Below are 13,983 nucleotides of genomic sequence, written 5' to 3' on the forward strand. Positions count from 1 at the left end.
CAAGACAGCGGCCGTTCGAATCTGATCAGATTCGAACGGCCGCTGTCGTTAACGGGCGAGCCGCAGGTCAGTCGATCTGCGGGGAAAAGCCTGCCGCGCGCAGCGCGTCGACGACCTCTTCACGGTGTTCCGGTCCGCGGGTCTCCACGCTCACGTCGAGCTCCACCTCGGTGATCTGCAGCCCAACACCGTGGCGAGTGTGCAGCACCTCGATGACGTTCGCGTGCACCTGTGCCAGGACTTCGGATACCCGTGCCAGTTGTCCGGGGCGATCGGGCAGCATAATGCGCAGGGTGAGGTATCGGCCCGATGCGGCGAGCCCATGGCTGATGACACGCTGCATCAGGAGCGGGTCGATGTTGCCGCCCGAGAGGATGGCGACGGTCGGGCCGGCGGGCGTGATCTTGCCGGCCAGGATCGCCGCCACGGCCACGGCTCCCGCGGGCTCGACCACTAGTTTGGCGCGCTCCAGCAGCACGAGCAGCGCGCGTGCGGTGTCGTCCTCGCTCACGGTTACGATCTCGTCGACGACGTCGCGAATAATGTCGAAGTTGAGCATTCCCGGCTTGGCCACGGCGATACCGTCGGCGATGGTTGGCAGGATGGTGATCACGACGGGCTCGCCCGCGGCCAGGGACGGCGGATACGCGGCCGCATTCTCCGCCTGAACGCCGATCACCCGAATGCGACGGCCGTCGCGGGCGGCGGCCTGCTTCACGGCACTCGCCACCCCGGAGATGAGTCCCCCACCACCGATAGGCACCACCACGGTCTCCAGGTCGGGCACTTGATCCAGAATCTCAAGTCCCAGGGTGCCCTGGCCGGCGATGACATCCGCGTGGTCAAACGGCGGAATCAGGATGGCGCCCGTCTCGCGCGCGTACTCGGCGGCCGCGAGCAGCGGTTCCGCGACGGTATGGCCGCGCAGGATGACGTCGGCGCCATACGCCTGCGTCGCCTGAAGCTTGGGCAGGGCAACACCGACGGGCATGAAGATTGTCGCCTTGATGCCGAGCTCTCGAGCCGCGAAGGCGACACCCTGTGCGTGGTTGCCCGCCGAGGCGGCGACGACGCCGTGCGCGCGTTCCTCGGCGGTGAGCTTGGACAGCCTGTTGTAGGCACCCCGGATTTTGTATGACCCGGTGCGTTGCAGGTTTTCGCACTTGAGGTGCACGGGTGCACCGAGCTGGTCCGCGAGGTAGCGTGAGCTTTCCATCGGGGTCACATCGGCCACCCGGGACACAACGAGTCGTGCGGCCTCAAAGTCGGCCAGGCTCGGTCCGGCAGTGGTGAGTTCTGTCATTTTCAGTTCTTTCCGTGGTTGATCTGGATCGAGCGCTGCCGGTATCCGGGCCGTCGGGGAACGGTGCGCCAGAGAGTGGAACTCGTTGTGGCCGCGGTTGACTCCGTCCCGTGACGCCAACTCCCGCCGGACAGGTAGGAGGTCATGACGTTGAGCACGGCGGCGATCGGCACCGCGAAGAGCGCCCCAGGAATACCGGCCAGCAGCGCGCCGGCGGCCACGACCAGCACGACACCGAGCGGATGCACCTTGACCGCTGTTCCCATGATGAGCGGCTGCAGGATGTGGCCTTCAACCTGCTGCACCAGCAGCACAACGCCGAGCATGAGCAGGGCGGTCACCCAGTTGTTGAAGATCAAGGCGATGAAAACGGCGACGAATCCGGTCGCCACCGCGCCGACGATCGGAATGAAGGATCCGAGAAAAACCAGGATGCCGATCGGCACGGCCAGGGGGACGCCCAACAGAGCGGCGCCGAGCCCGATGCCGACGGCGTCGATCGAGGCCACGAGAATCTGTACCTTCGCAAAATTTCCGAGGGTGGTCCAGCCGGCAATGCCGGCACCATTCACGGCAACCTGCGCGCGTTTGGGGAAGAGGCGCACAAGCCACGCCCAAATGGTTTTGCCGTCGATCAGGATGAAAACCAGGCTGAAGAGTGTGAGCAGCACGCCGGTGAGCAGATGTCCGAGGGTGGTTCCCACCGACAGTGCACCGCTGATGAACACCTGGCTATCGTTCTGCAGGGCGGTCAGTCCCTGCTGCAGGTACGTGTTGATGTCGGTTTCGCTGAGATTGAACGGCGGGGCCGACAGGAATGCCTTGAAATTGGTATAGGACTCGCTGAGCCGGACGGTAAGGTCGCCGGTCCCCTCGGCGATCACGGTCGTGGCGAGGGCGATCAGTCCACCGACGATCACGAGTGTGCCGATCATGGCCGTGGAGACGGCGAGCGCCTTCGGCCAGCGGTGTCGCACCAGGAAGGTGACAACGGGCACCAGCAGCGCCGAAATCAGTACCGCCACGAGGAGCGGGATGACGATCAGTCGAAGTTGAATAATGAGGAAGATCAGCACCGCGATCGCGGCGGCGATGACCAGCAGGCGCCACGACCAGGCCCCTGCCAAACGCACTCCAGATGGGATGTTGTCGTCGACCCCGTCAGCGGATGTCCGCTGCACCGGCTGGAGCGGAACATCCGGCTCGGCACGCGCGCGCGTGACGAGGCGTCTGCCCGTGTTCGACTTGCCCGAAGATTCCGTCACCCGATTATTCTAGGACCGCCTGCGGCGCGCGGGCCTCGACCGACACGGGAGCCCCGGTCAACCTGAGAGAAACCCGCTCCCCCGCGACCGGCCGGATGCGTGCGGCATGCTGCAGGAACACCGTCGAATTGTCCCCCAGCCGCACGGTGGTGCGCCGCAGCGAGCCGAGAAAACTCGAGCTCTGCACGACACCGTCCAGGCCGGCGTCGGCAAATTCCACATCTTCGGGGCGCACCGATACGGTCACCGCCCCGTCGGCGGTCGCGGGATCCAGCAGTGGCAGTTGCACCCCGAAGACCTCCGCGAAGCCGTGCCGCACCATGCCGGCGAGGCGGTTGCTGAGTCCCACGAAATCCGCCACGAACGGGCTCGACGGCCGCCCGTAGAGTTCCTCGGGCGTACCCACCTGCTCGATGGTTCCGGAACGCATCACCGCGACGCGATCAGCCACCGCGAGGGCCTCGTCCTGGTCGTGGGTCACGAACAGGGTGGTGATGCCCAGGGTGGTCTGGATGCGCCGGATCTCTTCGCGCAGCTGTACGCGAACCTTTGCGTCCAGGGCCGACAGCGGTTCATCGAGGAGCAGCACGCGGGGTTCCGTCACGAGCGCCCTGGCCAGGGCGACGCGTTGTTGCTGCCCGCCCGAAAGTTCGTGCGCGAAGCGTGTGGCGTGCTCGTGCAGTCCCACGAGGTCAAGGGCAGCCTCGGCGCGCGCACGTCGTTCCCCCGGCTTGACTTTGCGCATGCGCAGCCCGAATTCCACGTTCTGGCCGGCGTTCAGGTGCGGGAACAGCGAGTACGACTGGAAGACCATTCCCATATCGCGCCGGTTGGTGGGCAGCGACGACATATCGTCGCCGTTGATCGTGATGCGGCCGCCGTCAATGGATTCGAGTCCCGCCAGCACGCGCAGCGCGGTGGTTTTTCCGCTGCCGCTCGGGCCCAGCAGGGCGACGAACTCACCGGCGTGCAACGTGAGGTCGAAACCGGCCAGCGCCGGGTGGCCCGCGTAGTCTTTCCGCACACCGGCGAATTCCACGACGGTGCCGGCCGACGCAGCCCGGGTGGTTCGGACGAGAGCTGGTGCGGTGATCATGGGGTGCCTTTCCGAAGACGAGGGGTTCGTGGGACGCGGGGCGCCGTTCCGAGGCGACCGATCACCAGCAGGAGGATGAACGCGACTCCGAGCGCGAGCAGAGACAGGATCACGGCCGTGTAGGGATCCGTCTTGCTGACGACCACGAGGGCGGTTTGCAGGTTCACACGGTTGAGGAGTGATGCGATCGTGAATTCGCCGAGTACCACCGCGACGGCGATGAAGGCACCGGCGAGGATGCCCCGGCGCAGGTTGGGAACGAGGACTCTGAGCAGCGTTGTCGGCCAGCTCGCTCCGAGCGTTCGGGCGGCCTCGCTCAGCGTCTTCACGTCGATGCCGTCCACGTTCGATTGGATGGCCCGATAGGCGAACGGCAGCACGGTGATGCCGTAGGCGAAGGCAAGGGTCCACACCCCGCTGCCAAGGACCCGCGAGACACCCCCGTAGACGGGCGCCAGGCCCACCACCAGCACGATCGCCGGGATGCTGATGGGCAGGACGCAGATGAATTCAAGCACTCGCCGCCAGCGGGCGAATCGGATATGCACCAGCAGCATGGTGGGCACGAGGAGCAGGAGCACGAGGGCAACGGTTCCGATCGCGAGGGTGACCGAATTGCCGAGGGCCACGAGAACGGGGCGGTAGGTGCCCGACAGGATGCCCTGGAACAGAGCGGTCCATCGGCTTGGATCGTGGCCGCCGTCAAGCCCCGCGCGCAGGGTGAATTCAACCATCGCCACGATGGGCACGGCGAATGCGCCGCCGATCACAGTCAGAATCGCCGTGCGGGTGCGGCGAGACGGGGCGTGCGCCGGTGGTCGTCTGCCGCTCATCGCTGCCACCGCGATGCCCGCGACTGCAATATCGAGTACGCACTCATGACGAGCGTCATCACCAGAACCATCCCGAGTGCCAGGGTGCCGGCGAGATTCTCTCGTCCCAGCAGCGTCTCGCTGGTCAGGGCGGCCCGAATCTGCAGCGGAACGATTTGGGATCCCTGGCTGACGAGGGCCGCGGCCGTAGCGTACGAGGAGAAGGCGTTGGCGAAGAGCAGCAGCAGGCTTCCGAAGAAGGACGGTGCCAGCACGGGAAATGCGACATGCAGCCAGTAGCTCCGTGTTCCCCCGCCGAGCGTGGCGTTGGCCTCCGCCCACTGCGGTTTGAGTGCCTGAAGCGCCGGCAGGAAGGTGATGATCATGAGCGGAACCTGAAAGTAGATGTACGGGAGGATGAGGCCGGGCGTCTCGTAGAGCCACACCCCGTTCGCAAAGAGGTCAACGCCCACGGTGTCTTCAAGGTAGACGGTGATCATGCCCTGGATGCCGATCGTGGCTACGAACGCGAAGGCGAGCATCACCCCGCCGAACTGGGCCAGCACGCCGCTCAGCGAGTCGACCATGACGCGCAACGGTCCGTCGGGCCGTGCGCCCAGCAGGGAGTAACAGGCGATGGATCCTATGCCGGCCCCGACCACCGCCGTCAGGGCGGACAGCCAGAAGGAATTGGCGAACGTGGACAACACCACGGGGTCGCCCAACGCGGCCACCGTGGACAGGGTGAAGGTCCCGTCCGCGTCGACGAAGCCCGTGCCGAGGGCGATCAGCGTAGGCAGGCCCAGGAAGAGCAGCACGTATACCGCGAACGGCAGCAGCCCGAGGGCCGCTGCCGTTCCACGGACCCTACTGGACAGCGGCCGCCCACCGTTCCCCGAGCAGGGTCGCGGCCGAAGAGCTCTGCTCCTCGGTCGGCACGACGGTCGTCTCCGGGGTCTTCGGGAGGGCGTTGAAGAGGGCGGCGTCGATGGTCCCGGCCGCTGCCATGGCTTCGGCCCTGGCCGGACGTGCCCCGCCCGCCAGCCAGAGGTTCTGGGCCTCGTCGCTGTACAGGAACTCCTGCCACAGGCGCGCCGCTGCCGGGTGCGGGGCATCCTTGCTGATGGCCTGGTTGTAGTATCCGGCGTATCCCGTGCCGGGGAACACGACGACCTTCCAGTTGCGCTGTCCCTGCAGCGAGGCGCCGTAGCCCACATTGAGGTAGTCCCAGTCAAAGACCACCGGTGTCTCGCCCGATGCGATGGTCGCCGGGGTCGGGTCGACCTTGAGGAAGTTGCCGGCCTCGTTCAGCTCGGAGAAGAAGTCGATTCCGGCCTGGAAGTCGTCGACGGAACCGCCGTTTTGCACGCTCGCGAGTCCCGTCGCAGCGAAGGCCGCTCCCGCCTGCGTCGGGTCGCCGTTGATGGCGACCTTTCCCTTGTAATCGCTTCCGAGCAAGTCGGAGAGCTGCTCGGGCGCGGGCACCGCATCGGGGTCGTATCCAACGGCCATGTATCCGCCGTAGTCGCCCACGTAGAGTCCGCTGGCCTCCTTGAGGGCATCGGGGATGTCCGCCCATGTGGCTACCTGATACGGCGCGAACCGGTCCGTGCTGGCTACCGCCACCGCAAGGCCCAGGTCGAAGACGTCCGGGGCGGTGTCCTGGCCCTTGAGGTTGTCGGCGGCCTGAATCTCCTCGGCGCTTGAACCGTCCGGCGCGGCCTCGTTGATCGTGATCTCCGGGTACTTCTCGGTGAAGCGGTCCAGGACAGCCCCGTAGTTGGCCCAGTCGCGGGGCAACGCGATCACGTTGAGGGCGCCTTCGGCGTTCGCGGCGGCTTCCAGTCCCGCAGGGTCACCGAACGCCGTGAGAGTCGTCGCCGTGGCTGCATCGACGCCGCCGGGAGCGGGCGCGGGGGTGTTAGAGCAGGCGGAGAGTGCGAGGGTGAGCGCGGCCGTGGCAGCCAGCGCAACCGTCAACGTGCGTTTCATGGTCAAGGTCCTCCGATGTGATCGTGGTCGCATCGGGGTATCGCCGCGACCTTCCAGAGAGTACGAAGACAAGATTTCCTGCGAGGGCGGACAGCCTGAACGCCGGATTAACGACGAGCGACGCTCCCCGAGCGCGGTGCGGCTAGTGTCGGAAGGATGGTGCACACAGTTTCGGCCGCTCTCGCCCGCCGGGTCGCCCTCGCGGCGCAAGGCTTCGGGGCTCGGTCCACGGCGACGACTCCGGGCATCCGTCAGCTGCATGCACTCGTGAACCGCCTCGGCCTGCTGCAGATCGACTCCGTCAACGTGTTCGAGCGCAGCCACTACATGCCCGCGTTCAGCCGGCTCGGCTCGTACGACAAGGCACAGCTTGACCGGCTCACGACGGGCCCCGGCGCCCGTCTCACGGAGTATTGGGCGCACGAGGCGTCGTACCTGCCGCTGGATACCTGGCCCCTGTTTCGCTGGCGCATGGAGCAGTACCGTTCGCTCGCCGCAAAAACACCCGACTCCTGGGCCGCCACCCACCGCCCCATGCTGGACTGGTTGCTCGCCGAACTCGCCGCCAACGGCCCAATGCGAGCAAGCGACGTGGAGCACGACGCGAACAAGCGCAGCGGCCCGTGGTGGGGCTGGTCAGACGTGAAGATCGGTCTCGAAACCCTGTTTCGGTGGGGCGATGTCGCCGCGGCCGGTCGCCACCGGTTCGAGCGGGTCTACGGTCTCCCGGAGCAGGTGTACTCCCCCGAATTGCTGGGTCGAACGGTGACGAAAGCGGATGCGCACCGCGAGCTCATCGGCATGGCCGCGCGGTCTCACGGGATCGGCACCGCCAAAGACCTCGCCGACTACTTTCGATTGAAGGGGACTCCCGCCCTGCAGGCCATCCACGAGCTGGAGGATTCGGGTGAGCTCCTGCCCGTGGCGGTACCGGAATGGGGAACGAAGTCCGCGCCGGCCTGGCTCCATCGGGACGCGCGACTGCCCCGACGAATCCAGGCGGCGACGGTGCTCTCCCCGTTCGACCCGGTGGTCTGGGAACGAGCGCGAGCCCTGCGCATGTTCGACTTTCATTACCGGATCGAGATCTACACCCCGGAACCGAAGCGCGTTTTCGGATACTACTCGTTGCCGATTCTACTCGACGAGGCCATCGTCGGGCGGGTTGATCTCAAGAACGACCGCCAGGCCGGGGTGTTGCGTGTGCAGGCGGCCTGGACCGAACCCGGCGCGCCCGCCGACACCGCGGAACGACTGGCCCCGGTTCTGCGCGAGGCCGCCGCCTGGCAGAACCTGAGCGACATTGTGGTCGCGCCCCGAGGAACGCTCGCGCCCGCGCTCACGCACGCCCTGCGCGCGTGAGCGCGTTCTCAGGAGCGGAGCCGGAGTGGCGACCGCGGCTTGAGCGCTGATGTGCCAGCCAGCCTGATGGGCGTGCGGGTCGGGTCGGCGGCCAATGGTGGGATCAACCAGTGCTCCAAGCCGCTACCGGTGCCGATGCGGGTGATCTGCCACCCGTCGTTGTGCAGGCGGAGGTGGTCGCGGGCGCAGAGCAGGATGCCATCGTCGAGGTCGGTGAGTCCGCCGCCGTCCGCCCAACCGTGCAGGTGATGCGCTTCGCAGTGGCTGGGCGGGCGGTGACAGTCGGGCCAGAGACACCCGCCGTCGCGAAGTGCCAGGGCCGCGCGTTGCTCAGCTGAAAAGAGGCGCTGTTCCCTGCCTACATCCAGCACGGTGCCGTCCCGCCTGAACAGCACCGGTATGAAACCGGCGTTGCAGATCGACCGGTCGATGGTCGTCGTCGGGACCGCGTCCGGGGTTCCTTCGATGAACCCGTCTGCCAGAACCAGTTCGCCCGAGATATCACGCGAGGGTGTCGGTGCTGGAGTGCCTGTTGCAGTGACGACGAGCTTCACCGACGGGCGGATTCGGCCGAAGAGGGTGCCGGGGTCGGCGGCCGCGGCGACCTTGATCACCTCGATCAGTGCCTCGGCGGCGATCTGGTCCGTGGACCGCGGGTCGTCGATGATGCGCCTGGCGCGTTCCTTCTCGCCCTTCTCCACGAACCTCGGTCCGCCGGTGCGGGGTCCGGTGGTCTGCAGCAGGAAGTCCGTGAAGTAGGCGCCGTTCTCCGGGTCCAGTTCGAAGGTGCCGTGCAACATGCCGTCGGGCTTGTCCCACACCCGCAGGTACTGGCGGGCGCGCATGGCGTCGGCCCGGGAGGCGACTCCGGCCGCATCAATGGAGTCCCGGCACTGCCGGGCCGCCTTCGCCGCCTGGTCCGCGTTCACGGTGCGGCACTGGGCGATAAGGCTGACAACCGCGTCGGTGAGCATCTCCTCCGTCACCCCGATCGCCGGTTCACCGAGGCCCCGGCGGATCGCGGTCGCGGACTCAGTGCTGAGGGTTCCGTCGGTGACCGCGGTGCCGAGCGGCGCGAACCATGGCACGTGCACCTCCACCCTCGGCGCGTCCGGGTGAGCGAGGGCCAGCCGGTCGGCCTGCTCCTGCCGGGCCCGGGCGGTTTCGGCTTCGGTGGCCATGGTGCCGGCCTCGATCAGACGACGAGTATCCGCCTTCGTAGTGCCGCCGCCTCCGCCCAGGGACTGGAGGTAGTCCTCTGCGCTGGGGTAGCCCTTCTTCCGGGCAAGGCCCTCGCGGCCGAGCTGCCAGTCGGAGCGGGCGGCGACATTCGCCGCCGACAGTGCGTAATATTTGGCGACCTCGCGGGAGAGGCGGGCGATGGCCCGATGGGTGGTCTCCGACTGATCGTCGGAGAGCTCCGCGAATGACGCCGCGGCTATGTTCGATCGGGCCAGCGACCCGGTCAAACCAACGAAAACACCTTCGATGGTGGTTGTCATGAAATAAGTGTGACAGCAGCCACCGACATTCAGCCGACGGCCGGTCGCGTGCTGAGGGCGCCCTCGGCTCTGCTAGAACTTGCGACCCATGGTCGTGAGGCGCTCGATCCGATCTGCGATCGGCGGGTGCGTGGCGAACAGTTTTGCCATCGCGCCCGGCTTGAGCGGATCCGCAATCCATAGGTGTGCCATCGACGTGTTCTGCTTGCGCATCGGCCGACTGTACTCGCCGAGCTTGTTCAGCGCGCTGGCGAGGGCATCCGGGTGCCTCGTCGTGAGGGCGCCCGTCGCATCCGCGAGGTATTCGCGCTGCCGTGAAACCGCGAGCTGCACCATCGTGGCGATGAGCGGTGCCACCACCATGGCGACCAGACCGAAGACCATGACCACGGGGTTGCCGTTGCTGTTATTGCTCCGGCCGAAGAAGGCCATACGCAGGAACATATCGGAGATGAACCCGATGGCCACGACGAGGCCGAAGACCACCATCGACACCCGAATGTCGTAGTTGCGCACGTGGCCCATCTCATGAGCCATGACGCCCTCCAGCTCCGAGTCGTCCATGATCTCGAGCAGACCGGTCGTCGCGGCGACGATCGCATGTTGGGGGTCGCGTCCGGTCGCGAAGGCGTTCGGCGCCGGGTCGTTGATGATGTAGATCTCCGGCATGGGCATGCCGGTAGCGATCGACAGGTTCTCGACCGTGCGCCACAGCCGGACGTTGTCGGACTTGCTCGTGAGCTTGACCCCACCGCTCATCGCCACGGCCTGACGACCGGCGGCGTAGTACTGAATGAGCACGTACAGTCCGGCGATCACGACCACAGCGATGAAAATGCCGTAGCTGTTTCGCGGTCCGTACACCGCGTTCGCCAACCAGCCCAGCCCCGCGATGATCGCGAAGAAAAAAAACATGATGAAAACGGTGTTGCGTTTGTTCTTCGCTATCGCGCTATACATGTGCGCTCCCGACTAGAACTGCACGCGAGGCGGCTCCGCAATCGCTGCGGAGTCGGCCACCTCGAAGAAGTCACGTTCGGAGAAACCGAGGTTGCGGGCAAACATGTGGTTCGGGAAGACCTGGATCTTGGTGTTGAATTCCCGCACGCCACCGTTGTAGAACCGGCGCGAGGCCTGGATCTTGTCCTCGGTGTCGACCAGCTCGCCCTGCAGCTGCAGGTAGTTCTGGCTCGCCTGCAGCTGGGGGTAGGCCTCAGCCACGGCAAAGATGCTTTTCAGCGCGGACTGCATGTGGTTCTCGGCCACAGATGCGTCGGCGGGGCCCTGCGCGGACAGCGTCTCGGCGCGCGCCTTCGTCACGCTCTCAAAAACGCCCTTCTCATGAGCGGCGTATCCCTTGACCGTTTCAATCAGGTTGGGCAGGAGATCGGCTCGGCGCTTCAGCTGAACGGTGATGTCGCTCCAGGCCTCGTCGACTCGCACCTTGAGGGTCACGAGGGAGTTGTACGTTGCCCAGAGGTAGATGCCGGCAATGGCAACGAGGGCAACGACGATCAGGACCGGGATGAGCCATTCCATGGCAGCGTCTCCTTGTATCTTGAGCCGAGTAAGGACTCTGGTTGTGCGCGAATGTTGCGGGACCGTGGGGTCGCCGGAGTTTCCACGCGATGCAGCACCATACTAACCAAGACTTCTGAGGCTCCCCTCCGCTTCTCACCAGACTCAAAGCTAAATGGGAGGCCGCACCCACGGCGCTCACGGCGGCCTGTCGGTCCCGCAGGATCGGCGCGTCCCCGGCCGTGTCGACCACGCCGACACCGTTAGCGAGCGGCCAGGACCTTCTGCAGCCAGCGGTAGGAGTCCTTCGGCGTTCGCGTCGTCATGCCATCCGTGAAGGACACATGCACGAGGCCGAACCTCTCGGTATACCCGGCCGACCATTCGAAACCGTCAAGGAGCGAGCGCACGAAGCAGCCGGTGAGTCGAACGCCCGCCGCCGCGCCCGTGGACCGCACGGCATTGACGGCGGCCTGCAGGTGTTCGCCGAGGTAGTCGATGCGCAGCGGGTCGTGCACGCCGCCGCGCGCATCCGACCGGTCGACGTAGCCCGCCCCGAGCGAGGTGATGACCACGGGAGGCAGCAGCTCCCCGTAGCGAGCGCCGAGTTCGGCCAGGGCGACCCCGAGGAACTCCGGGGCGCTCACCGCGCCGGTACCGGTGACCGGAAATTCGCGGAACGGCGCGAGGTGGAAGGGGAAGGCCGGCACTAAAGGTGCCGGGTCGTCGACGAAGATCGCGCGCCCGGTGCCGGCGGCAATGCGGGACGGGCCGGCGTAGTTCAGGCCGTAGAAGTCGAGCGGCTGATGGATCACGGCCAGGTCGGCCGGATCGGCCTCCAGCAGTCCGCGCAGTTCCGCGGCGAAGGGCTCGAGCGGGTCCGGGTAGCGTCCGAGAAGCACGGGGTCGGCGAAGATCCGGTTGTGCAGCAGGTCGTACAGGTCCGCGAACGAACGGTCCTCGTCTCGGTCCGTCAACGATTCCACCGGCGAGTGGGCGTTCGCGATGCCGATCCGGCCGTGCACATCCGCTGCCCGCAGGCCCTGCACGGCAAGGCCGTGGGCGAGCAACTGGTGGTGGGCGGCGGGCAGGGCGTCGAAGAGCAGCGCGTGTCCCGGCGCGTCGGTCCCGAGCGCGTAGCCCTGCAGCATGACGGTCGCCGGGTCGTCGAGGGTGACCCAGGCGTCGACGCGATCGCCGAACGCCTCTCCCACGGCGTGGGCGTAGTCCGCGAAACGCCCGGCCGTGTCCCGGTTCAACCAGCCGCCGCGGAGCGCCGTCGGGGTGTCCCAGTGCGACAGCGTCACGGTGGGGCTGATGCCGCCGACCAGAAGCTCGTCGAGCAGGCGGTCGTAGAACGCGAGCCCTTTGCGATTCAGCGCGCCGCGCCCCTCCGCCTGGAGCCTGGGCCACGACAGGGAGAACCGGTACGCGTCGACGCCGAGTTCTCGCAGCAGCGTGGCATCTTCCGGGAGCCTGCCCACATGGTCGGCGGCGATGGAGGCGTTGGACCCGTCTCGGATCCGACCGGATGACGCGCTGAAGGTGTCCCAGACAGAGTCACCGCGCCCCCCGTCGCGGGCCGCACCCTCAACCTGGAAGGCGGTGGTCGAGACGCCCATGACGAATCCCTCGGGCAGCAGGTCACCGAGCTCCGCCGTGCGGTGGGGCCAGTCGCGGGTTTCGGAGGCCGTCGGGCGTGGCTTGGAACGGATGGTGCGGGCAGACTGCATACTCACGGGCCGAGGACTCTTTCCAGATAGCTGTTGGTGAAGCGACGCTCCGGGTCGAGCCTGTCACGAACGCCCAGAAAATCATCGAAGTGCGGGTACCGGTCCCGCAGCGCGTCGACGCCCTGATAATGCAATTTGCCCCAGTGGGGGCGCCCGCCGTGCCCCAGCATGATCTGCTCAACGGCGCGAAAGTAGTCTTCCGGGTCTTCGCGAACGTAGCGGTGCACCGAAACGTAACCGGTGTCGCGCCCACTGGCGGTCGACAGCCACAGGTCGTCGGCGGCCGCGCAGCGCACCTCGATCGGGAACGAGATGCGCCAGCCCCTGGCGTCGATGAGGGCCCGCACCGCGCGCAGGGCGTCGGGGACGCGGTCGCGCGGCAGGGCGTACTCGAGCTCGCGGAAGCGCACCGTGCGGCGAGTCGCGAATACCCGCGCCGACGCATCCGTGAATTCGCGGTTGCCGGTGGCACGTGCCGAGAGACGCGCCAGGGGTGGCACGAGCGCCGGAACGGCCGTGCCGATATCGCACACGGCCCGGTAGAGGCCGTTGGCCAGCAGCTCGTCGTCAATCCAGCGCGACACCCGGGACGTGCCGGCGCCGGGTGCCGCCTCGGCGCGGCGGGTGTTCGTCTTGGTCAATGCGAACGGGGTGTGCGGAAACCAGAAGAATTCGAAGTGGTCGCCGGATGCCGAGCGCTGCAGATACGTTTCCAGTACGCCGTCGAGGTTTTCGGTTTTTTGCACGGCGTGCAGCACAAAGCTCGGCACACACTGCAGCGTGACCTCGGTGATGATCCCGAGCGCGCCCAGGCCGAGCCGAGCCGCCGGGAGCAGCTGCGCGTTTTCGGTCTCGCTCACGCGCAGCACAGTCCCGTCGCCGACCACGAGGGTGAGCGCGACGACCTGGCTGGCGAGCCCCCGGAACCGACCACCCGTCCCGTGTGTTCCGGTGGAGATGGCCCCGGCCACGGTCTGCGTGTCAATGTCACCGAGATTGGTGAGGGCGAGCCCATGCGCGGCCAGCGACCGGGCCAGCCGGTGCAGGGACAACCCGGCGGCAACGGTGACCCTGGACGTCTCGACATCGACGGTTATCCTGGCCGCTCCCCCGGTGACCCCGGCCGGCAACGCGAGGTCGTGCAGGTCGAGCTGAACGCCGGGGGCGAGCGCGATTCCCGTGAAGCTGTGCCCGGCACCCACCGCCTTGACGCGCAGGCCGGCGCGGGCCGCGGCGAGCACCGCGCGCTGCACCGCGCCGACCGTCGCCGGGCGCTCCATCCGCACGGGACGCACGGACTCCGTGCGTCCCCAATTGCGCCACGGTGCGGTTCGTATGATCACGGCGCAGCTTCCATCTTTGTTGCCTCACAGTAGGCCCCGGTGCGGGGCATGGTGGCC

The 13,983-nt window shown here is 67.0% G+C and carries 12 protein-coding genes; 1 reads left to right on the plus strand and 11 read right to left on the minus strand.

The window, feature by feature from the left end; all coding sequences use genetic code 11:
* Positions 1–67 precede the first annotated feature (67 nt).
* Genes ilvA through AC1MB9_RS11365 form a run of 6 tightly spaced genes read right to left on the minus strand, consistent with a single transcriptional unit; the run spans position 68 to position 6,468 of the window.
* Positions 68–1,303, minus strand: a complete 1,236-nt coding sequence (gene ilvA / locus AC1MB9_RS11340) for a threonine ammonia-lyase (RefSeq protein WP_479962057.1) — start codon at positions 1,301–1,303, stop codon at positions 68–70.
* Between the two features lie 2 nt (positions 1,304–1,305).
* Complete coding sequence (locus tag AC1MB9_RS11345) at positions 1,306–2,568, minus strand: AI-2E family transporter (protein WP_479962058.1); 1,263 nt, start codon at positions 2,566–2,568, stop codon at positions 1,306–1,308.
* 4 nt (positions 2,569–2,572) lie between these two features.
* The gene (locus tag AC1MB9_RS11350; protein WP_479962059.1) at positions 2,573–3,664 is read right to left on the minus strand and encodes an ABC transporter ATP-binding protein; all 1,092 of its coding nucleotides are present in this window, start codon (positions 3,662–3,664) and stop codon (positions 2,573–2,575) included.
* Positions 3,661–4,497, minus strand: a complete 837-nt coding sequence (locus AC1MB9_RS11355) for an ABC transporter permease (RefSeq protein ID WP_479962060.1) — start codon at positions 4,495–4,497, stop codon at positions 3,661–3,663. Before AC1MB9_RS11355 ends, AC1MB9_RS11350 begins: the two co-directional genes overlap by 4 nt.
* The gene (locus AC1MB9_RS11360; protein WP_479962061.1) at positions 4,494–5,294 is read right to left on the minus strand and encodes an ABC transporter permease; all 801 of its coding nucleotides are present in this window, start codon (positions 5,292–5,294) and stop codon (positions 4,494–4,496) included. The genes AC1MB9_RS11355 and AC1MB9_RS11360 overlap by 4 nt, the downstream gene beginning before the upstream one ends.
* Before the next feature lie 49 nt (positions 5,295–5,343).
* Positions 5,344–6,468, minus strand: coding sequence for an ABC transporter substrate-binding protein (locus AC1MB9_RS11365; RefSeq protein WP_479962062.1), 1,125 nt, complete (start codon positions 6,466–6,468; stop codon positions 5,344–5,346).
* Between the two features lie 156 nt (positions 6,469–6,624).
* Here AC1MB9_RS11365 and AC1MB9_RS11370 point away from each other — a divergent pair, with 156 nt between their 5' ends.
* Positions 6,625–7,830, plus strand: coding sequence for a winged helix-turn-helix domain-containing protein (locus tag AC1MB9_RS11370; RefSeq protein ID WP_479962063.1), 1,206 nt, complete (start codon positions 6,625–6,627; stop codon positions 7,828–7,830).
* Positions 7,831–7,838: 8 nt separating this feature from the next.
* On the opposite strand, the gene AC1MB9_RS11375 is transcribed toward AC1MB9_RS11370, so the two are convergent.
* The 5 genes from AC1MB9_RS11375 to AC1MB9_RS11395 all read right to left on the minus strand — a co-directional run bounded on the left by AC1MB9_RS11375 (position 7,839) and on the right by AC1MB9_RS11395 (position 13,926).
* A complete protein-coding gene (locus AC1MB9_RS11375; RefSeq protein ID WP_479962064.1) occupies positions 7,839–9,332 on the minus strand; it encodes an HNH endonuclease signature motif containing protein in 1,494 nt (497 codons plus the stop codon).
* 72 nt (positions 9,333–9,404) lie between these two features.
* Entirely contained in the window at positions 9,405–10,292 is an 888-nt protein-coding gene (locus AC1MB9_RS11380) for a M48 family metalloprotease (RefSeq protein WP_479962065.1), read from the minus strand.
* Between the two features lie 12 nt (positions 10,293–10,304).
* On the minus strand, positions 10,305–10,871 hold the full coding sequence (locus AC1MB9_RS11385) for a LemA family protein (protein WP_479962066.1): 567 nt from the start codon (positions 10,869–10,871) through the stop codon (positions 10,305–10,307).
* 242 nt (positions 10,872–11,113) lie between these two features.
* Entirely contained in the window at positions 11,114–12,583 is a 1,470-nt protein-coding gene (locus AC1MB9_RS11390) for a glycoside hydrolase family 1 protein (protein WP_479964631.1), read from the minus strand.
* 2 nt (positions 12,584–12,585) lie between these two features.
* Entirely contained in the window at positions 12,586–13,926 is a 1,341-nt protein-coding gene (locus AC1MB9_RS11395) for a D-arabinono-1,4-lactone oxidase (RefSeq protein WP_479962067.1), read from the minus strand.
* Positions 13,927–13,983: the final 57 nt, after the last annotated feature.

The organism is Cryobacterium sp. AP27 (genome assembly GCF_056680495.1).

Excerpts from the sequence above, each read along its gene's own strand:
- ilvA (WP_479962057.1), bottom strand. The coding sequence starts at position 1,303 with ATGACAGAACTCACCACTGCCGGACCGAGCCTGGCCGACTTTGAGGCC.
- AC1MB9_RS11350 (WP_479962059.1), bottom strand. The coding sequence starts at position 3,664 with ATGATCACCGCACCAGCTCTCGTCCGAACCACCCGGGCTGCGTCGGCC.
- AC1MB9_RS11355 (WP_479962060.1), bottom strand. The coding sequence starts at position 4,497 with ATGAGCGGCAGACGACCACCGGCGCACGCCCCGTCTCGCCGCACCCGC.
- AC1MB9_RS11365 (WP_479962062.1), bottom strand. The coding sequence starts at position 6,468 with ATGAAACGCACGTTGACGGTTGCGCTGGCTGCCACGGCCGCGCTCACC.
- AC1MB9_RS11370 (WP_479962063.1), top strand. The coding sequence starts at position 6,625 with ATGGTGCACACAGTTTCGGCCGCTCTCGCCCGCCGGGTCGCCCTCGCG.
- AC1MB9_RS11375 (WP_479962064.1), bottom strand. The coding sequence starts at position 9,332 with ATGACAACCACCATCGAAGGTGTTTTCGTTGGTTTGACCGGGTCGCTG.
- AC1MB9_RS11380 (WP_479962065.1), bottom strand. The coding sequence starts at position 10,292 with ATGTATAGCGCGATAGCGAAGAACAAACGCAACACCGTTTTCATCATG.
- AC1MB9_RS11385 (WP_479962066.1), bottom strand. The coding sequence starts at position 10,871 with ATGGAATGGCTCATCCCGGTCCTGATCGTCGTTGCCCTCGTTGCCATT.
- AC1MB9_RS11390 (WP_479964631.1), bottom strand. The coding sequence starts at position 12,583 with ATGCAGTCTGCCCGCACCATCCGTTCCAAGCCACGCCCGACGGCCTCC.